Raw genomic sequence first — 19,211 nt, 5'->3', positions numbered from 1 at the left:
AAGATAAATATATGAGCATTTCTGAAAAGCATTTTATTTTTTCTGATCGTGCTATCCCTGTACGAATGCGGGAAAATAGGCACGCGCGCCGTCTTACCTTACGTATTGATGCCAGAAGCCAGGAGATTTGTGTAACAACACCACCAGCGATAAATCTCTATGCGGTTGAAAGTTTTATTGAAAAACATCGGTCTTGGATTGAGGCACGTCTTGCTCGTGTACAAATTTCTCATGAAAATGCTTATCTCAAAGAGGGGGCAACAATTCCCTTATTGGGTGTTTCTCATACCATAAAACATAGAGAAGGACGTGGGGTAACAGAGATTGTTACAGCAAATGCGGAGCAGGGGCCTGAAATTATTGTTTATGGTCAATTAGAATATCTCCCAAGACGCATTGCTGACGTTTTAAAAAAACAAGCAGCGCTTATTATAACACCTTTGGTGGCGCATTATGCTCATCAGGTAGAGCGTAAAGTCAAATCCATTTGTTATAAAGATACGAGAAGTCGTTGGGGATCTTGTTCAATTGATAAGCGTCTTTCTTTTTCTTGGCGCCTTATTATGGCACCAAAAGAAGTTGTTGAGTATGTTGTTGCCCATGAAGTTGCTCATCTTGTTGAAATGAATCATGGACCAAGATTTTGGGCTCTTTGTGAGAAACTTTGCCCTGATAGTAAAACATATCGTGCTTGGTTGAAAGAAAATGCTCAGAGACTGCACGCCATTAATTTTGATTCATATGAATTAGAGGTGTAAAAAACTTGCAAATGAAAGCAATATTTAACGGAACTTTTTGTTGAATGTTTCGTTGTTTGTGTGCTTCGTCATGCATGATGAGGAAGCCATTGAAGCTCTCAGCACGATTGTCCTCCCCTGCTTGGTTTGCTGAGTGTCTTCAATGTTTTTGCTTTATCTTTTTTGTCATTCAGCGTAATAACCTTAAGTTCCGATGATTTATAACAAATAGGAAGGTTTTTTATGCCTGTTCTTACAGATCCACTTCAGCTATTACAGGCACTTATTCATTGTCCTTCTGTTACACCTCATGAAGCAGGGGCTTTATCAACTTTGGAACAATTTTTGAAAAAAATGGGATTTCATGTCGAGCGCCCTATTTTTACGGATAAAAATACAGATAATGTTGAAAATCTTTATGCAAAAATGGGAAGCGAAGGACCCCATCTTATGTTTGCGGGTCATACGGATGTCGTACCGCCAGGTGCATTGGAAGACTGGACCTATCCGCCTTTTGAAGCTGTCATAGATCATGGGAAATTATATGGGCGGGGTGCTGTTGATATGAAAGGTGGTATTGCTTGTTTTATTGCAGCTCTAGCGCGCGTTCTTGAAAAACAGTCCATTAAAGGAAGGGTAAGTCTTTTAATTACTGGTGATGAAGAGGGGCCTGCTATTAATGGTACGGTAAAACTTCTCCAATGGGCAGAAAAAAAAGGCGAAAAATGGACTGCGGCTCTTGTAGGAGAACCAACAAGCGTAAAGACTGTTGGTGATGTTATCAAAATTGGACGACGCGGATCGATTTCTGGTATCATTACCGTGAAAGGTCGCCAAGGTCATGTTGCTTTTCCAGAGCGGGCTGCCAATCCTTTGCCTTTGGCGAGTAAACTTATTCAAGCATTGACACAAACTGCTTTAGATCAAGGAACAGAGAATTTTCAACCCAGTAATTTAGAGCTAACAACCATCGATACCGGTAATTTAGCGGTCAATGTTATTCCAGCACAGACAACGGTTCGTTTTAATATACGCTACAATGATCTTTGGACAAAAGAAACATTGATGGGGGAAATTGAAAAGCGTCTTTCTTTGGTGCAATCAAAAAATAACAGTGGTCAATATCCCTCTTATCAGCTTGAGTGGATTCCAAGTTTAGGGGATGTTTTTTTGACCAAAAATGATAAACTTATTCAAGCTTTATCCAATGCTATTAAAAGTGTAACAGGGAGTGTACCAGAATGTTCCACGTCTGGGGGAACTTCAGATGCGCGGTTTATTAAGGATTATTGCCCCGTGGTTGAATTTGGTTTACCAGGGCAAACGATGCATATGGTAGATGAATGTGTCGCCCTTGATGCAGTAGAAACGCTAACGGCTATTTATGAGCGTTTTATTGTTGATTTTTTTGCATAAAGAAATAATTGTTTGGTTCAATAATATCTTTATCTTGTTTTGCCGTAAAACCCTTTTGTTGCCATAAAACATTGTCATTTGAGGTGTGGTGATATAAAGCGCGACTTAGCTATATTAGGTGGTTTTAAAGTACAGCATTCTTAAGCTGGATTGTTGCTCGTAAAGTCTTCAGTTCAGTGGATCACATAAATGGAAAACCAAGTGAAACATGTTTTAAGAAGTAGGGCTGTTTACAGGATCGGATTAAGAATCTTGATTCTTTAAGGTGTAGGGCAGAAATTAACGCGCAATTCATATATGGAAAACAACGAACGTTAATATCACAATTGATATGATGATAGGTTAAAGCCATAAAGACACATAAGAATATGCTGCTTTTTTAAAAATTTTCTACAACATAAATGTGCTTATTTGTACTTTATGTTTTAATATTTTCCACACTCTTGTAAGAAATAATATATCATTGTAGTGTGCATTCACGTGCTTATTCTAAAGAAACGCTTTCAATGTTTGTTACATTCAACGGTGCTTATGGATAATGTAATATAAAATCTATAGGGCATCGCCTCTCTTTACGCTTATGAAAAAAGAGACCATCATAGACTTTTTAGCTCAAAATATTGCGATAGCTTTTGGCGTTTGAAATTGTTCATAAAAAGCATTTTATACCCTTTTTAATAGTTTTTATCCAAAAATTTTCCTACTTTTAGAGGGTAAGTGAATGGTTGTCATTAATGTATTATAAATAGTTTTTAAATGAAAAAATCTTACGATATTTTAGTCTCGCTTTTGCTATAAAAATGATAACTGTCATTAAAATCAATATGTTGTTATAAAAACTTTAGTTGGCAAGTTGGCTGATAATGTGGTCAAGAACAATACGTCCTTTGGTTGTCGCTTTTAAGCGTTGGTTATCAACCATTTCTACCAATTCTTGGTGTTGTAAATCGATAAGTTTTTCCATTGGGATACGTTTGGGGCTTAAGGTTTCATAGCGTGTAAGTTCTAAGCCTTCGCAAAGGCGTAACCCCATAAGGAGCATTTCATTTGCCTGTTGCTCAGAGGTTAATCGTTCTGTTTCAATACAGCCATGTCCTGTTGTTTCTACTAATTCTAGCCACTGTTCGGGATGCTTTTCATTGATTGTGACATAACGCTCACGGTTTTCAAGGTGTGATAAAGATGCCTTTGAAAAGGCGGAAGAATGATTTTGTACGTTTTCAATGAAACGTCCGTGTGCTCCTGGACCAAATCCTGCATATTGGTGATAACGCCAATAAAGAAGGTTGTGTGCTGATTCAGCACCAGGCATAGCATGGTTTGAGATTTCATAGGCAGGAAGTCCATACAGAGCTGTTATTTCTTGGGTAAGATGATACAGATCTGCTGCTAGCTCTGATGGGGGCAGGATAAGTCTTCCTGCATCATGAAGTCGTTTAAAGGCGGTTCCTTCTTCGATTGTCAATTGATAAAGAGAAAGATGATCCGCGGCCAAATCAATGGCTTGTACAAGTTCAGATTTCCATTGTTCAAGGGTTTGTTTGGGGCGAGCATAAATGAGATCAAAGGATAAGCGTGGAAAAATTTGTCGTGCTAAATCAATTGCGTAAAGAGCTTGTTCTACATTATGGAGTCGGCCAAGTTTGCGCAATGCTTTATCATTGAGCGCTTGTATCCCTAGAGATAAGCGATTAACACCTGCAGCACGGTATCCGCGAAAACGTCCTGCTTCCACACTGGATGGATTAGCTTCCAATGTAATTTCAACTTTATCATCAAATATCCACTTTCTTGCCAGTGCTTGCAAGAGGGCATCAACGGTTTGCGGCTCCATAAGAGAAGGAGTTCCCCCACCAATAAAAATACTCGTAATATGACGTGGACCTATTTTATTGTATTGCGTTTCTATTTCGCGTTCAAAGGCGGTGACAAAACGTGGTTGATCAATACCATGAATGCGAACATGTGAATTAAAGTCACAATAGGGACATTTCGCTGCACAAAAGGGCCAATGAATGTAAATGCCAAAAGGTTCATTCATGAGAATGCCAAAAGATTTTCTGCCAAAAGTTTAAAAGCCCGTGCGCGATGTGAAAGAGGGGGAATGTCATTGTGTTGCCAGCTGTGTTTTTGCTCTGTTGACATTTCTCCAAAGGTATTTTCATATCCATCTGGTAAAAAAATAGGATCAAAACCAAAGCCTTTATCTCCCCGTGGAGGCCAAATGAATGTTCCTTCAACGTATCCGTGGAAATAATCTGCGTGGTTATCAGGCCACGCAATGCAAATGACGGATATAAAACGGCATTTTCGTTGGCTTTTTTCTCGTGCTCCGATTTTTTGGAGTTCATCTTCTATTTTTTGCATCGCTTTTGGAAAATTACGTGTACCATCGGCTTGAATCGCCCAATCCGCGGTATAAACGCCTGGTGCACCATCCAATGCATCCACCTCTAAACCTGAATCATCAGAGAGAGCAGGAAGTCCTGTCTTTTTTGCTGCTGCAAAAGCTTTAATATAAGCATTTTCTTCAAATGTTGTTCCTGTTTCTTTTGGCTCTGGCAAACCAAGCTCTTTTGCTGATTGTATTATTAAACCGAAAGGTGCAACCAAAGTGGTGATTTCATGTAATTTGCCGGTGTTATGTGTAGCAATGACAAGTTTTTTATCTGCTATACTTCTCATATAGATTTCTCCAAAAATGAAAGGGGAACTATTTTTGTGCTAAAAAACAGCTTAAATGCTCATATACACACATTCTGCTTGATTTTACATGATAGGATTATTTTACACGTTTTATGATATTTTATTCAAATAAAATTTTTCGTATTTTGTGAAGATAACGATTAAAAAGACATGAGAGATGATTTTTTTATGGGAGCCTTTTTATGGTAAAAGTCCAATTTTCTACTCCCAGTGGTTTGTAAACAATCAAGCTTCTCTTGGTAAGCCTCTAAAGAAGATCAATGCCTGTCTTAAATATCCAATCACACACTCTAACTAAAAATACCTCATGCATAATTTATATTGCCTTATAACATCATTCTAAAAGATGGTGTTTTATGGCTCAATAGGGTAGTATATTTTTATACTACTTTAGATTATTTGACCAAGCCTTGGCAAAACTTATATAAGAGAAGAGTGTTTTTAAGTAGTGAAACAATTGTGATGAAGCACAAACCTATTGATAATGAACTAAAATATCTTGATGAGCGTTCGCGTGATATTTTCCGCCATATTGTTGAAGCCTATCTTAATGATGGTGAGCCTGTAGGGTCACGCAATCTTTCACGGCTTTTGCAACAGACATTATCACCTGCGACGATTCGCAATGTGATGAGTGATCTTGAACATCTCGGTTTGATTTATGCACCGCATGTTTCGGCAGGGCGAATGCCAACCCAATCGGGTTTACGCTTTTTTGTTGATGCATTTATGGAAGCGGGTGATTTGCCAAACGAGGAGAGAGAAAATATTGAAATGCAAGTCAAAGAGGCTGGTCATGCACAATCGGTTGAACATTTTCTTGTTCAAGCAAGCCGAGTTCTTTCAGATCTCTCCCGTGGGGCTGGGCTTGTTCTCGCAACAAAACAAGAAGGAACATTAAAACATATTGAATTTGTGCGTCTTGATAGGGAGCACGCTCTTGCTGTTTTAGTGACTCAACAAGGTGAGGTTGAAAATCGTATTGTTCATTTGCCAGAAGGGGTTACCCATGCACAATTGACAGAAGCAACGAATTTTCTCAATGCTCATATTCAAGGGCGTACATTGAGTGAAGCTAAAGGGGAAATTGCGCGTTTGTGCGCGGAAACGCGGGCTGCACTTGATGATTTATCACATCATCTTGTTGAAACGGGATTAGCTCTCCTAGGAGGAGAAGGCGCTGATCATAAAATACACCTCATTGTTCGTGGACGCAGTAATTTGCTTGAAGATGTGAAAGCAGAAGAAGATTTAGAACGGTTACGCCATTTGTTTGATGACCTTGAAACACGTGAGAGTATGGCACAGCTTCTCGATTTAACGGATGAAGGTTCAGGGGTTAGAATTTTTATTGGTTCAGAAAATAAGTTATTTTCACTTTCTGGTTCTTCTTTAGTCGTAGCACCTTATCGTGATTCACAACAAAGAGTTATTGGTGCTTTAGGCGTTATTGGTCCTACACGGCTTAATTATGCAAGGATTGTGCCCATGGTTGATTATACAGCTCAACTTGTATCACAGTTATTGCGTTAAAACGATGCAGGTAAGTATTTGTGCTATAAAAGCTCATTGTATTAATATACATCTATACCCCTTGATTTTTGTCTGTAAAATTTCGATATCGAGAATAACAAATCTTATGAAGGAATAGAATTTTTATGTCTGATGAAAAAAACAAATTTACTGATGCTTCATTTGAAAATTGCGATTTAAAAAATCCCGCTGATCGTAATACACTTAAACAAGCAGCTGATGAACTTTTAAAAACACATAAAACAGAAGTACATGGAGACGTTGAAAAAGAAAGTAATGAAGTTGATCCTTTAGCGTCTTTGCAGGATGAAAATAAAGAGCTGAGAGATCAACTTTTACGTCTTGCTGCAGATATGGAAAATCTTCGACGTCGTACTGCGCGTGATGTAGCGGATGCGAGGGCTTATTCCATTGCTAATTTTGCACGGGATATGTTGTCTGTTTCTGACAATCTCAATCGCGCTTTGGAAGCGATTCCAGAAGGTGCACGTGAAAGTGATGCTGGTTTGAAATCATTGGCAGAAGGTGTTGAAATGACTGAACGTGCCATGATGGCAGCATTAGAACGCCATGGGGTGCAGAAAATTTATCCAGATGGACAAAAATTTGATCCTCACTTTCATCAAGCGATGTTTGAAATTCCTAATACTGATGTCCCCGATAACACTGTTCAACAAGTTGTTCAGGCTGGTTATATTATCGGGGAAAGGGTGTTGCGCCCAGCTATAGTGGGTGTGGCCAAAGGAGGAACAAAAGAAACTTCTGTTGAAACTGATAAGGCTTCACATCAATAACAAGCTTCCAACGTAAAATGCAGCATTTCCTGCAATTTCGCATGTATGAGGTTTTTTCTCAAAGAGCTTTAAAGGGTGTTTGTAACACCCTTTTATCTTTGAAGTGGCCAACTCCCTTTTACAATATATGGTGCATCACTTGAGGGAGATGGGGATGAAAATAAGACAAAGTGATCGACCTCAAAAGGAGGAAATGAAAAATCACCCCGAGAGGACAGATAAGGAGGAAGATCTGCAGGTTTAGTATCAAGCAGTCGTGCAATAGTAATATGTGGAGTAAATTCTCTTTCATCAGGCGTTAGATCTAAATGGCTACGAATATATTGCATCTTTTCGTGTAAAAGATTGAGAGTTTCACAAAGTTCAATGCGAATAACAAGAGAATGTGGAGCGTTTTCTGAAACAAAAATGTCAAAGTCCTTCATTTGTAGCATAAAAGGAGGGAACTTTATTGTGTCAAAGGCGTGCATAAGTGCATCCGCTGTAGCACCTTCAATTTCACCGAAAAAAGACAAAGTAACGTGAAAATTTTGCGGATTAATCCACTGCGCATTTGGTAAGCCATTTTGCAAGGATACAAGTTGTTGTGTTGTTTGTTGGGGAATTTGAAGGGCACTAAATAAACGAGACATGGTTATCTCCTTAAAGTAAAAAATACCACTGCAAGCACAATGGTGGATAATAATAAAGATGAATACACCAATAAGGATAAGGCAATTGTGTAGAAAAATAATGTCTAAAAAATGTTTATTCTATAATTGTTGCATTGAGTTCATAAAGCTTATGAAATTAAAAAAAATATTTATCGGGATAATGAAACCATACTCATATGTGTTTTGTCGCGAAGATGTGTGGTAGAAGGTTATGTGTATTTTCTCTCTACAAATACAAAAAGTTTAGTTTAAGATAAAGAAAATTGAAAAATTCCTTATGATGTGATTAATTCTATATTTTTAAAGTAGTTTAAAATTCAGCTTATTCAGTAGGGATAAAAGTTTTTCTCTACTGTAAAGATCTCATCATAAATATTAATCATGATAACAGCCATAATACGCAACAACTATTTAAATTTGCCAAATAATGTTAAGAAAGGAAGAAAAAATTCTATATAATAGAATTATGACAAGAAGTTACATTTATAATAATTGTGTTAATCTACAGTGGATATGAATATTGGCACAAAAACGGGAAAAGTGATCAAAGTCTAAGATAACGATGGACAGTTCTTATTCTCTAAGAATTATCATCCTTATTTATGGTGAGAAAGCGCTAGTTTTCCTCTCCGAAGTTGTTATTGATGAGTTTTTCAAGAGCATTAAGAGCATCTGTTGCTTCTGGTCCTGAAACACGAATGATGAGGTTGCAACCGGATGAAGCAGCTAGCATCATAAGCCCCATAATTGATGACCCACCAACGATTTTTCCATCCTTTTCAACTTCAACAGTAGCGTTAAAATTGTCAACAGTTTGTACAAATTTTGCGGAAGCCCTTGCATGCAACCCACGTTTATTACAGATATTGAAATGACGGCTTATACATGGGGAGGTATCTTTGGAAAGCATTGGTATTGTATTATCCGCTATAAAATCATACTTGGTACGTTAATATATTTACGCCCAGCTTCTTGCGCTATTCTTAACGCGTCTGATAATGAGATATCAGGACATTTGCGAATAGAAATCAGTTTAATAAGCATGGGCAAATTAACCCCCGCAATCATTTCAACGCGTCCTTTTTCAATAGCAGGAATAGCTATATTTGATGGTGTTCCACCGAACACATCTGTTAATATGATGACGCCATGATCTGTATTTGTATCGGTTACTGCGGCTATAATATCACCTCGGCGCTGATCTATATCGTCATCGGGATAAACGCATATTGTTGCAAACTTTTCTTGTGTTCCAACAACATGTTCCACGGCATGTAAAAATTCAACAGCCAGCTCACCGTGCGTTACAAGCACGAGTCCAATCATTTACGCAAACTCCTGTTAACTAATAAGATCCGACCATATTGGTGGGAAAGATATTTTACAAGGCTTTGTCTTGCTGCCAAGAAAAATTTGCAAAAAAAAGGCAAAAATTGTTATTTTTTTATCTTTAGAAAAAAATTAGACAGGTTTACGCCATATTTTTCTGAACAAAAATGCTTCAATAGCTTGACAAATGGCTGTACAATCGGCTTCACGAAGAGAGGGAAGTTTTAAAAGAGGGATGTGCAAATCTTCAAATTGAAAAGTTTTATTTGTGGAAAAACGTTCATATTCAGGGCCGAGAAAAACAACGCAATCTATAGTTGTATTCTTTTGAAATTCCATCATATAAAGACCAACACCACGAATCTCGATACCGCCCTGTAAGTTGTCAGGTGTGTATCCGTGAAGTTTTCCATTTTTCGCACGTAGCATTGTATAATCATCACTGATAAGTTTTGCTTCACGTTTTGACCACTCAGCGCGGTCGAGCAGAGAGAGGGTGAGGGTTGATTTTCCTGATCCCGATGGACCTATAATTAACAGCCCCTTTCCACCCAGTTGAAGGCAATTTGCGTGGAGTATTTCACATTTTGTTTTCATACCTTTTACTTTGGATAAAAGATTTATTTAACGAGGGGAAGCATAATAATAAAACGTGCACCAGTTTTACATTTTCCAAGTTCCGGATCAATAATATTTTCGGCTGTAATTGTCCCATTATGGGCCTCAATGATTTGCCGGCTAATAGAAAGGCCAAGTCCAGAGTTTTGTCCAAAAGCATCTTCGTTTGGTCGATCTGTATAAAAACGTTCAAAAATGCGTTCAATATTCTCTGAACGAATACCGGGTCCATTATCTTCAATGGTTAAAATAAGGGTTGAAGCATGACTTTTCATAGTAATGGAAATTTTGCCACAATTACGGGGAATAAAGGAACGTGCATTTTCAAGAAGATTTGAAATCACTTGCCCTAAACGGAGCTCATGTCCCAGCACAAGATAGGCTTTTCCATGAGGACGTGGGATAATATTAAGGCTTACATCGATGGTTTGCGCATTACGGTATACTTCCTGAACAGCATGAACAAGACTTTCCAAAAGTGGTGTCATATCAACGATCTCTGCGGTTTCTCGTGCAAGCTCTGCATCGAGACGCGATGCATCAGAAATATCTGTAATCAACCGATCAAGACGGCGCACATCATGTTGAATAATTTCAAGCAATTTCTCTTGTGCTTCTTCATTTTTAGCCAGAGGGAGGGTTTCAACAGCACTGCGTAGAGAAGTAAGGGGATTTTTTAATTCGTGGCTTACATCAGCAGCAAAGCGTTCGATGGCTTCAATACGCATATAAAGGGCATTGGTCATGTCACGAATAGAGGTTGAGAGATGACCAATTTCATCTTCACGCATTGAAAAATCAGGAATTTCTACACGCTGATTATTGCCATTACGTACTCGATTAGCAGAGGCAGATAATTTGCTTAAGGGATGGGCAATCGTATGGGCTAAAAAGAGCGAAAGAACCAAAAGTACGCTGCCTACAACGGCAAAGACTTTAAATATAACCAGTCTTTCGGCCTTTACAATGTTATCAATATCGGAGCCAGTGGTTGAAAGAAGAAGGGCGCCAACCACTGCGCGATAGCGTTGAACAGGAACGGCAACAGAAACAATGAGTTGACCTTGTCTGTTGCGTCTTTTGGCGGTAGCAAGAGATCCGTTTAATGCACGGTACACTTCTGGATAAGCAATACCACGGTTTTTTGTTTGTTCTCTATCAAGAGCAATACCTTTGCCATAAAATGTGTTTGAATACCATGAAGTAAAGCGATCCCACATGTTTTGTTCTGTTTTAAGTGGGGGTAAATCATAGCTAAAAACTTCACCACTAGAATAAAGAACCCGCGAATCAAGAAGTAAAGTAGCATCACGATCATAAATACGTGCTCTTGTCGTTTTAGGTGTGATAAGACGTCGTAAAAGAGGGGCAACTTGCTCAGGGTTAATGGGGAAATCCCAAGAGTCGGTTGATTGGGGGGCGGGTGTAACGCTTTCACCGGTCTGTAACTCCAAGAGTTTTTGGGGGTCAATAAGGATAGAATTTGTATCTACTGTTGCAGAAGCAGCAATAGCTCCAGCAATAATTTTCCCTTGGGTACATAAACTTTTAATTTTTGCTTCAATTAAACCATCGCGAAATTGGTTAAGGTATAAAATGCCTGTAACCAGAACGGCAAGGGCAGCAATGTTTAATATAACAATGCGGCGTGTGAGACTGGAAAAAAGCAACTGTCTAAAGAGACGTTGTGTTCGAAGATGCAGACGAGCAAACATAAGAAATGGCGTTGAGGATATACTGTTAAGGGCTGTTTTTTTAAGAGTTTCCAGTTGAGAATTGTCTGTCATCGATTTGATTGCCGTTCAAATTTTTGCGACAAAGCAGCTTTACACTTCGTGAAAACGATAACCTACACCATAAAGTGTTTCAATCATTGCAAAATCATCATCCACTTGTTTAAATTTTTTACGTAGACGTTTAATGTGGCTATCAATGGTGCGATCATCTACGTAGACTTGATCACTATAGGCAGCATCCATTAAAGCATCACGACTTTTTACAACTCCTGGTCTTTGTGCTAAGGTTTGCAAAATCAAAAATTCCGTAACAGTTAAAATAACAGGTTTATCTTTCCATGTACAGGTGTGACGTTCTTGATCCATCACAAGATCTCCACGTTTAAGAGAAGAGGTGGAAGAAGTCCCTGTAGAAAGTGGTTGGTTACGTGCATTGGAACGGCGCAAAATAGCTTTCACGCGCTCAATGAGAAGACGTTGGGAGAAAGGTTTCGTAATAAAGTCATCAGCTCCCATTTTGAGACCAAATAATTCATCAATTTCATCATCTTTAGAGGTAAGAAAAATAACTGGAAGATCAGATTTTTGACGTAAACGACGCAAGAGTTCCATCCCATCCATTCGGGGCATTTTAATATCAAAAATAGCTAAGTGTGGGGGGTGAAGTGTGAGACCTTTGAGTGCAGATGCTCCATCTGTATAGCTTTCAACCCGATATCCTTCTGTCTCAAGCGCAAAAGATAGAGATGTCAAAATATTGCGATCATCATCAACAAGTACAATCGTTTGCGTGATTGTTGGTGTATCTTTCATGGTTTCTTAGACCTTTCTATTGCTGTGGTAGCAAATTACCCACACTTATTTATATGGGAGTTCACATTTTTTTTGCAAAACAAATATGATACAAATTGTAGCAAAGTAAAAAACCTCTTGTCATTCCTGTAATATCTTGTTTTGCTTTCATAATTTATAATGTTTCTACGTCTATTAAGATCCCTTCGTTTGAGAGAAAATTTGCATAAAAGCTTTTTTTATCAAAATTTATTGCAAAGTTTATTATTGTCTTTGTACCAAAATTGAACATGTTTAGTTTTGATTGTTGAAGTTTAGAAAATTCGCCTATGTGTTTTAAGAGCAAAGACAAGAATGTGGCAATATATGCACAAAAATTTGTTTCTGCTATACGAAAGGAGGTTATCATGGGACTTTTTAATTTTATTAAAACTGTAGGGGAAAAGTTAGGTATGGGGGACCATGGACCAAAAGAAAAAGACTTCAAGGCTGCATTTGATCATTTTCAACTCGGTACAGAAAAAGTCAATATTCAAGTTAAAGACGGTAAAGCTATTTTAAGCGGTGAGGTTCCAGATAGGGAAACACTTGAAAAAGCACTTCTGATTGTTGGCAATTCACAAGGTATCTCTTCTGTGGATGTTGAGCAATTAAAGGTTATAGATACGACGCCTAGAAAAACTTCTCGTTTTTATGAGGTTAAATCTGGTGATAATCTTTGGAAAATTGCTGAAGAGGTTTATGGAAAAGGGCAAGGTGATAAAAACACATTTATTTTTGAAGCCAATAAACCAATGCTAAAATCTCCTGATAAAATTTATCCTGGACAAGTTTTGCGTATTCCTGAAATTGACCATATTTAACGCATCAAAGAGGATAATTTTTTGCTTATACTATGATATTAAACAAAAAAATAAGAAGCGTAAAAAAATCACGCTTCTTCATTTTATAAAATGTATATTTATAATAAAAAGAGCTTAGTGAGCAGAAGTAGATTTAAAAGGTGAGGTTGTTTGCATAGCGTTTACAGAGAAATCAATATTAATGGTTCCTGCGTTTTCAAATGTCAATTTTGCGCTAATTTTATCACCTAGCTTGAATGGTTGTGAAAGTCCCATAAACATAATATGATTGCCACCGGGCTTAAGCGTGATTTCGCCATTTCCCGGAATTTCAATGCCATTATGCATTTTTTCCATTTTCATAATATCATTAACAACTGTCATAGTGTGCATTTCTGTTGTTTGTACGCCGTTTGTGGAAATAGAAACTAAACGGTCTGGGGTATTACTGTGATTAATAATATAGAGATAACCGCTACCAACTTTTGCACTTTTAGGTGTTTCGCGTGCCCAAGGATTGAGAATTTCTATGTCACCAAGTTTATATTGCTGGGCATTTGCTGGTAGGGTTATACCAGCAAAGAGAAGAGCACACACGATATTTGCGATAACCTTTTTGTGCGAATATTGTGCATGTATTGTATTCTTAAAGATGAGATTTGTTATTTTCTTAATAATAGATATCATCATTGATTTACCCTTCTTCATAAAGATTCACATTTTGAACATTTTCTTATTCTTAGCAGAATTTTTATTTAAAATAAAAATAAAAGAAATAATTGCTCAAATAAAATTGGTTTAAATTATGAAAATAGAAATCATAGAATTTTTGGATTTTAAAGGAAGACAGTAAGATTTACAAAGATAAAGCACCTCTCAACGCTTTTGTGTTCATCTCACAAAAGTATTTGTAAATGGTAAAAATTTATGGTCCATTTATGGTCTACTACTATTTTACTGAATAAAAATATAATACAAAAAGATCATACACTTGATCAACTCTTAATATTACAACAGCTTTTGACATTTTAAAGCGTTTCGACGGAGGCATTTTTATATATTTTCAAATTTCAGAACTATACAGTTAAGAAAAAAGCTCTTTAGGTGAGTTTAAAGCACAGCTTTCAAATAGCAGCATAGCAATGAATGATGAGGCTATTAGAAGAAGAATTTTTGAGAGGAGATCGATAGATGATACCGTTATCGATATGAGCATTTGGAAAAGCACCGTTTAATACTATGAAGGAGGCTCATAAAAAATAATTATCATAAGATATGACGGCTATTTTAGTCTAAGGAAGGTTTATAATATTTGTGATATAAGTTATTCGCTTTTAAGCGATATTTTAAAAAAGCTTTTACGTAAGTATTTCTTAATTAATAATGAGAGATCAAGAACGCGTGTGCGATTACTCTTTTTATTTTTTTAATGTTTATAGAGAAATATGTTTGTTGAGAATTGCAAGAAAAATGTATTATGATCTCAAGTCTTTCATAAATATGGTATTTATGGGTCATTAGAGAGCCCATTTTAAGAGAAATTTTTTATTTTGGAGATGTTTCTCTCATTATTCTCTTGTAGCAATAAAATCCTGTTCTTATATACGAGGCAGCGAGGCTTGTTGTGACTTGCGGTTTATTATTATTTTATGTTGCTTGAGGTAATATACGGGCTTTAAGTGTTATGAGGAGCTACCTTAAAAAGATGCTTTATGGAGGTTGAGGTAGCTTGCTGAATGGAGATTATAATATGGCAAAAGTAATTGGTATTGATTTGGGGACGACGAACTCTTGTGTGGCTGTTATGGATGGCAAAAACGCAAAGGTTATCGAAAACTCAGAAGGAGCGCGAACAACACCTTCCGTTGTTGCCTTTACTGATGGGGGAGAGCGGCTTGTTGGACAGCCTGCTAAACGGCAGGCGGTAACAAATCCTGAAGGGACAGTCTTTGCAGTGAAACGTTTGATAGGGCGCCGTTTTGATGATCCTATGGTTGAAAAAGATAAAGCGCTTGTGCCTTATAAAATCGTTAAAGGTGACAATGGTGATGCATGGGTTGAAGAAGCCGGTAAGAAATATTCTCCATCGCAAATTTCAGCGATGATTTTGCAAAAAATGAAGGAAACAGCTGAATCTTATCTTGGTGAAAAAGTTGAACAAGCGGTTATTACTGTTCCTGCTTATTTTAATGATGCGCAACGTCAAGCGACTAAAGATGCGGGTAAAATTGCTGGACTTGAAGTTTTACGAATTATTAATGAGCCGACTGCTGCTGCTTTAGCTTATGGTTTGGACAAAAAGGATGGAAAAACAATTGCTGTTTACGACCTTGGTGGTGGTACATTTGACATTTCAGTCCTTGAAATTGGAGATGGCGTTTTTGAAGTTAAATCAACCAATGGAGATACATTCTTAGGGGGTGAAGACTTTGACATGCGCTTGGTTGGTTATTTTGCAGATGAATTCAAAAAAGAGCAAGGAATTGATCTGAAAAATGATAAACTCGCTTTACAGCGTTTAAAAGAAGCGGCAGAAAAAGCAAAGATTGAACTTTCGTCATCACAGCAAACAGAAATCAATTTACCATTTATCACGGCAGATCAATCAGGTCCCAAGCACTTAACAATGAAATTGACTCGGGCAAAATTTGAATCTCTGGTTGACGATTTAGTGCAGCGTACCATCGAGCCTTGTAAAGCTGCGTTGAAAGATGCTGGATTAAAGGCTGGTGAGATTGACGAAGTTGTTTTAGTGGGCGGTATGACACGTATGCCCAAGATTCAGCAAGTCGTGCAGAACTTCTTTGGCAAAGATCCACACAAAGGTGTTAATCCCGATGAAGTTGTCGCAATGGGTGCAGCCATCCAAGGGGGCGTCTTACAAGGCGATGTCAAAGACGTATTGCTGCTAGATGTAACACCTTTATCCTTGGGTATTGAAACCTTGGGTGGGGTTTTCACACGTCTCATTGAGCGCAATACCACTATCCCAACGAAAAAATCGCAAGTTTTTTCAACAGCTGATGATAACCAGAGTGCTGTAACTATTCGCGTTTTCCAAGGTGAACGGGAAATGGCGAGTGATAATAAGTTATTGGCTCAATTTGATCTTGTTGGTATTCCCCCAGCACCGCGTGGTATACCTCAAATTGAAGTTACTTTTGATATTGATGCAAATGGTATTGTTAATGTTTCGGCCAAAGATAAAGGAACTGGTAAAGAGCATCAAATTCGTATTCAGGCATCGGGTGGTTTAAGTGATGCTGATATTGAAAAAATGGTAAAGGATGCAGAAGAGCACGCGGCTGAAGATAAAAAACGCCGTGAAGGTGTTGAAGCTAGGAATCAAGCCGAATCTCTTATTCATTCAACTGAAAAGTCGCTCAATGAATATGGCGATAAAGTATCAGCCGAAGAAAAAGGACAGATTGAAACAGCAATATCTGATTTGAAATCTGCACTTGAAGGCAGTGATACGGAAGCAGTAACAGCAAAGATGCAAAAATTAGCAGAAGTCAGTATGAAACTTGGTCAGGCTATGTATGAAACTTCACAAGCAGCGAGCGCTGACGCTGAAACAGAGACAAAGAATGATGATGTTGTCGATGCTGATTTTGAAGAAGTTAATGATAAGAAGAAATAGTGTCAGCATATGTGTTGATTAATTTATAAACCCGGCCTTTGAAATATAAGGCTGGGCTTTATTATTTGAGATAAGTTGCAACTTTGTTGCTAAAAATATAAATTAAAAGCGATATTATCCATAAAGATGGATGATAGAAAAACTATCAGGAATACATGATGAAGGTTGACTATTATGAAATTCTTGGCGTGACTCGTGAATGTGATGATAAAAAGTTGAAATCTGCTTTTCGTAAGTTGGCAATGCAATATCATCCTGATCGCAACGCCGGGGATAAAGAGGCAGAGCGAAAATTCAAAGAAATTGGCGAAGCCTATGAAGTTCTTAAAGATCCCCAAAAGCGTGCTGCTTATGACCGGTTTGGTCATGCGGCTTTTGAAAATAGCGGTGGTCAAGGGGGAGGAAATCCCTTTAGCGGTTTTGCTGCCGGTGGTGGATTTGCTGATATTTTTGAAGACTTTTTTGGTGAGATTATGGGAGGTGGGCACCGTAAGCGTGGTGATGGTCGCGAACGTGGTGCAGATCTGAGTTATAATATGGAAGTGACTTTAGAAGAGGCATTTTCAGGAAAAACTGCAGAAATTAATATTCCTAGTTCCGTCACATGCGATGTTTGTGAAGGCTCAGGTGCGAGAAAAGGATCTAGGCCACAAGTTTGTGGAACATGTCATGGATCTGGTCGTGTGCGTGCTGCACAAGGTTTCTTTTCTATTGAGCGAACATGTCCTACATGTCATGGACGTGGTGAAACGATTACGGATCCATGCCCCAAATGTCAGGGGACACGACGCATAGAGAAAAAACGTTCATTGAGCGTGAATGTTCCAGCTGGTATTGAAGATGGGACGCGTATTCGTCTTTCTGGTGAGGGGGATGCTGGTATTCGTGGTGGTCCCAATGGTGATCTTTATATTTTTCTTTCCGTTAAACCGCATGAATTTTTTCAGCGAGAAGGAGCAGATCTTCACTGTCGTGTTCCTATTTCGATGGTAACAGCGGCTTTAGGAGGAGAGTTTGAGGTTTCTGATCTTGATGGTGTTAAAGCACGTGTTAAGATTCCAGAGGGGACACAAAATGGACGTCAATTCCGCCTTAAAGGCAAAGGCATGCCTATGTTGCGTCGTCAGCAAGCAAGGGGTGACCTTTACATCCATATTACGATTGAGACACCGCAGAAACTTACGCAAGAGCAACGTGAACTGTTGCAAAAATTTGAAAAACTCTCAAATCATGAGAATTCACCACAATCACATGGTTTTTTTTCACGTATGAAAGAATTTTTTGAAAATATTTCTGGTTAAAATATGTGAACGTTATTCAGAATAAGCGAGAAAACACTTTTGGAAGGTTATTTTCATTAAGCTTTCTATTTTCTTATCATCTTTGAAAAGAGAGAAACAATTAATTTAGGGTAAGTTCCTGCTGCGGAAAGTTTTTTTACATTTCATGGATTTTATGGATAAGTCTTGCTTTTGAGTGTCTATAACATTTTAAAAAGGGCTTATCCATATAAGGCATGCAATTGAATGACTGATAATATTTCTAGTGTTAACAGCATTGATCTTGTTGTGCCGTAAAAGATCGTCATTTAAGGTGGTGATACAAGCCAGGTAAGCCTTTTTGTACACATGAAGTGTTTTTAGAAGTACGTGGTTATTAGCCTTGTTCGTAGAGTCTTATGTAAATAAAATCACATGAGCGACCATCAAGTGAAACCATCCCAGTAAAAATCCAGATTATTTACGGGCAAAATCCCTTAAGAACCTTCTTCTTTAAATTTAAAGAAAAGGAAGGAACCAAGCATTCAGAATTTTGTGTTTATCTTTCTTTTTTTATGATTTGTTCATTCAACATCCCTTTTAAAGCTCTATAATAAAACTACAAAATGGCAAGATTCTATCAAGTAAGGCTAAAGAAGCTGTTGGGCAATCCATCTTTTCCCAATAATATAACCTCTCATTATCGATTGTATAGGTGCTATTTTCATAGTCTTAACCATAGCTTCCTCTAAAATAGAGGTTATTTTTTCGGATAACGGTAAATTATGATTATAAATCAGTTTATTATAATTCTCTAAAACGCGCATTTTCATAAATTATTTAATTGATTATTTTTGAATGTTCAATTTTAGATAAAATATAAATAAAGCAATTGAGCGATTTCTATGTCGGTAATATATTGATTTTATTATTATAAGAAAATTTTGTTTTTATCTTACAAAATCAATGGTTGTATATATTCCCATTCATTGTTAAGTATCCATAAGGGTAAACTAATGAGTTGACTTTACAGCGTAGCTTAAAAATTTTACTATTCGATTTTATACATAAGATCATAAAATAATGACGTTTTTTGCGCTTATTTTGTTTAATTTTTCGCTGTTAACTTTATTGAGGAAGTTGTTTTCTTATT

16 protein-coding genes are annotated in these 19,211 nt (G+C 37.5%); 7 read left to right on the top strand and 9 right to left on the bottom strand.

Features of this window, described 5'->3' with window-relative positions:
- The first annotated feature begins 11 nt into the window (after positions 1 to 11).
- On the top strand, positions 12 to 758 hold the full coding sequence (locus tag PVV57_RS00490) for a M48 family metallopeptidase (protein WP_273783216.1): 747 nt from the start codon (positions 12 to 14) through the stop codon (positions 756 to 758).
- 222 nt (positions 759 to 980) lie between these two features.
- Entirely contained in the window at positions 981 to 2,153 is a 1,173-nt protein-coding gene (dapE, locus tag PVV57_RS00485) for a succinyl-diaminopimelate desuccinylase (protein WP_273783214.1), read from the top strand.
- Positions 2,154 to 2,994: 841 nt separating this feature from the next.
- Here the strand turns inward: dapE and hemW are convergent.
- Together hemW and rdgB are read right to left on the bottom strand one after the other, a co-directional pair.
- Positions 2,995 to 4,194, bottom strand: coding sequence for a radical SAM family heme chaperone HemW (gene hemW, locus PVV57_RS00480; RefSeq protein ID WP_273717458.1), 1,200 nt, complete (start codon positions 4,192 to 4,194; stop codon positions 2,995 to 2,997).
- Entirely contained in the window at positions 4,191 to 4,838 is a 648-nt protein-coding gene (rdgB, locus tag PVV57_RS00475) for an RdgB/HAM1 family non-canonical purine NTP pyrophosphatase (protein ID WP_273717459.1), read from the bottom strand. The genes hemW and rdgB overlap by 4 nt, the downstream gene beginning before the upstream one ends.
- 483 nt (positions 4,839 to 5,321) lie before the next feature.
- Here rdgB and hrcA point away from each other — a divergent pair, with 483 nt between their 5' ends.
- Both hrcA and grpE read left to right on the top strand, forming a co-directional pair.
- Positions 5,322 to 6,392: a heat-inducible transcriptional repressor HrcA gene (gene hrcA / locus PVV57_RS00470; protein ID WP_273717460.1), complete on the top strand. Its 1,071-nt coding sequence runs from the start codon at positions 5,322 to 5,324 to the stop codon at positions 6,390 to 6,392.
- 125 nt (positions 6,393 to 6,517) lie between these two features.
- Positions 6,518 to 7,186, top strand: a complete 669-nt coding sequence (gene grpE, locus PVV57_RS00465; protein ID WP_273717461.1) for a nucleotide exchange factor GrpE — start codon at positions 6,518 to 6,520, stop codon at positions 7,184 to 7,186.
- A gap of 92 nt (positions 7,187 to 7,278) precedes the next feature.
- On the opposite strand, the gene thpR is transcribed toward grpE, so the two are convergent.
- The 6 genes from thpR to PVV57_RS00435 all read right to left on the bottom strand — a co-directional run bounded on the left by thpR (position 7,279) and on the right by PVV57_RS00435 (position 12,335).
- Complete coding sequence (gene thpR / locus PVV57_RS00460; protein ID WP_273717462.1) at positions 7,279 to 7,818, bottom strand: RNA 2',3'-cyclic phosphodiesterase; 540 nt, start codon at positions 7,816 to 7,818, stop codon at positions 7,279 to 7,281.
- Positions 7,819 to 8,455: 637 nt separating this feature from the next.
- Positions 8,456 to 8,749, bottom strand: a complete 294-nt coding sequence (locus PVV57_RS00455; RefSeq protein WP_273717463.1) for an HPr family phosphocarrier protein — start codon at positions 8,747 to 8,749, stop codon at positions 8,456 to 8,458.
- Positions 8,750 to 8,766: 17 nt separating this feature from the next.
- Positions 8,767 to 9,165, bottom strand: a complete 399-nt coding sequence (locus tag PVV57_RS00450; protein WP_100129806.1) for a PTS sugar transporter subunit IIA — start codon at positions 9,163 to 9,165, stop codon at positions 8,767 to 8,769.
- Positions 9,166 to 9,300: 135 nt separating this feature from the next.
- Entirely contained in the window at positions 9,301 to 9,765 is a 465-nt protein-coding gene (locus PVV57_RS00445; RefSeq protein WP_273783212.1) for an HPr kinase/phosphatase C-terminal domain-containing protein, read from the bottom strand.
- A 23-nt stretch (positions 9,766 to 9,788) separates the two neighbouring features.
- Positions 9,789 to 11,573 carry a sensor histidine kinase gene (locus PVV57_RS00440; RefSeq protein WP_273717465.1) on the bottom strand — a complete coding sequence of 595 codons (1,785 nt, stop codon included), beginning with the start codon at positions 11,571 to 11,573 and terminating at the stop codon, positions 9,789 to 9,791.
- A 39-nt stretch (positions 11,574 to 11,612) separates the two neighbouring features.
- Positions 11,613 to 12,335 (bottom strand): response regulator transcription factor, encoded by a 723-nt coding sequence (locus tag PVV57_RS00435; protein WP_005774392.1) that lies wholly within the window; start codon positions 12,333 to 12,335, stop codon positions 11,613 to 11,615.
- A 386-nt stretch (positions 12,336 to 12,721) separates the two neighbouring features.
- On the opposite strand from PVV57_RS00435, the gene lysM reads away from it, so the two are divergent.
- Positions 12,722 to 13,177, top strand: a complete 456-nt coding sequence (lysM, locus tag PVV57_RS00430; RefSeq protein WP_273717466.1) for a peptidoglycan-binding protein LysM — start codon at positions 12,722 to 12,724, stop codon at positions 13,175 to 13,177.
- A 114-nt stretch (positions 13,178 to 13,291) separates the two neighbouring features.
- Here lysM and PVV57_RS00425 read toward each other — a convergent pair whose 3' ends face one another.
- Positions 13,292 to 13,846 carry a copper chaperone PCu(A)C gene (locus PVV57_RS00425; protein WP_273783211.1) on the bottom strand — a complete coding sequence of 185 codons (555 nt, stop codon included), beginning with the start codon at positions 13,844 to 13,846 and terminating at the stop codon, positions 13,292 to 13,294.
- Between the two features lie 1,060 nt (positions 13,847 to 14,906).
- Between PVV57_RS00425 and dnaK the strand changes: the two genes are divergently transcribed.
- A complete protein-coding gene (gene dnaK / locus PVV57_RS00420) occupies positions 14,907 to 16,799 on the top strand; it encodes a molecular chaperone DnaK (RefSeq protein ID WP_273717467.1) in 1,893 nt (630 codons plus the stop codon).
- 158 nt (positions 16,800 to 16,957) lie between these two features.
- On the top strand, positions 16,958 to 18,100 hold the full coding sequence (gene dnaJ, locus PVV57_RS00415; protein WP_273717468.1) for a molecular chaperone DnaJ: 1,143 nt from the start codon (positions 16,958 to 16,960) through the stop codon (positions 18,098 to 18,100).
- Positions 18,101 to 19,211 lie beyond the last annotated feature (1,111 nt).

This window comes from Bartonella sp. AU15XJBT (assembly GCF_028618615.1).
In the GTDB taxonomy this organism is placed as follows: Bacteria; Pseudomonadota; Alphaproteobacteria; order Rhizobiales; family Rhizobiaceae; genus Bartonella.
The sequence above is the reverse complement of the archived record's forward strand: the minus strand, read 5'-3'. Positions and strand labels throughout refer to the sequence as shown.

What these genes read in the sequence shown, in the direction of transcription:
- grpE (WP_273717461.1), top strand. Translation starts at nt 6,518, where the DNA reads ATGTCTGATGAAAAAAACAAATTTACTGATGCTTCATTTGAAAATTGC.
- dnaJ (WP_273717468.1), top strand. Translation starts at nt 16,958, where the DNA reads ATGAAGGTTGACTATTATGAAATTCTTGGCGTGACTCGTGAATGTGAT.
- rdgB (WP_273717459.1), bottom strand. Translation starts at nt 4,838, where the DNA reads ATGAGAAGTATAGCAGATAAAAAACTTGTCATTGCTACACATAACACC.
- dapE (WP_273783214.1), top strand. Translation starts at nt 981, where the DNA reads ATGCCTGTTCTTACAGATCCACTTCAGCTATTACAGGCACTTATTCAT.
- PVV57_RS00490 (WP_273783216.1), top strand. Translation starts at nt 12, where the DNA reads ATGAGCATTTCTGAAAAGCATTTTATTTTTTCTGATCGTGCTATCCCT.
- hrcA (WP_273717460.1), top strand. Translation starts at nt 5,322, where the DNA reads ATGAAGCACAAACCTATTGATAATGAACTAAAATATCTTGATGAGCGT.
- PVV57_RS00455 (WP_273717463.1), bottom strand. Translation starts at nt 8,749, where the DNA reads ATGCTTTCCAAAGATACCTCCCCATGTATAAGCCGTCATTTCAATATC.
- PVV57_RS00440 (WP_273717465.1), bottom strand. Translation starts at nt 11,573, where the DNA reads ATGACAGACAATTCTCAACTGGAAACTCTTAAAAAAACAGCCCTTAAC.
- PVV57_RS00450 (WP_100129806.1), bottom strand. Translation starts at nt 9,165, where the DNA reads ATGATTGGACTCGTGCTTGTAACGCACGGTGAGCTGGCTGTTGAATTT.
- PVV57_RS00425 (WP_273783211.1), bottom strand. Translation starts at nt 13,846, where the DNA reads ATGATGATATCTATTATTAAGAAAATAACAAATCTCATCTTTAAGAAT.
- thpR (WP_273717462.1), bottom strand. Translation starts at nt 7,818, where the DNA reads ATGTCTCGTTTATTTAGTGCCCTTCAAATTCCCCAACAAACAACACAA.
- hemW (WP_273717458.1), bottom strand. Translation starts at nt 4,194, where the DNA reads ATGAATGAACCTTTTGGCATTTACATTCATTGGCCCTTTTGTGCAGCG.
- PVV57_RS00435 (WP_005774392.1), bottom strand. Translation starts at nt 12,335, where the DNA reads ATGAAAGATACACCAACAATCACGCAAACGATTGTACTTGTTGATGAT.
- dnaK (WP_273717467.1), top strand. Translation starts at nt 14,907, where the DNA reads ATGGCAAAAGTAATTGGTATTGATTTGGGGACGACGAACTCTTGTGTG.
- PVV57_RS00445 (WP_273783212.1), bottom strand. Translation starts at nt 9,765, where the DNA reads ATGAAAACAAAATGTGAAATACTCCACGCAAATTGCCTTCAACTGGGT.
- lysM (WP_273717466.1), top strand. Translation starts at nt 12,722, where the DNA reads ATGGGACTTTTTAATTTTATTAAAACTGTAGGGGAAAAGTTAGGTATG.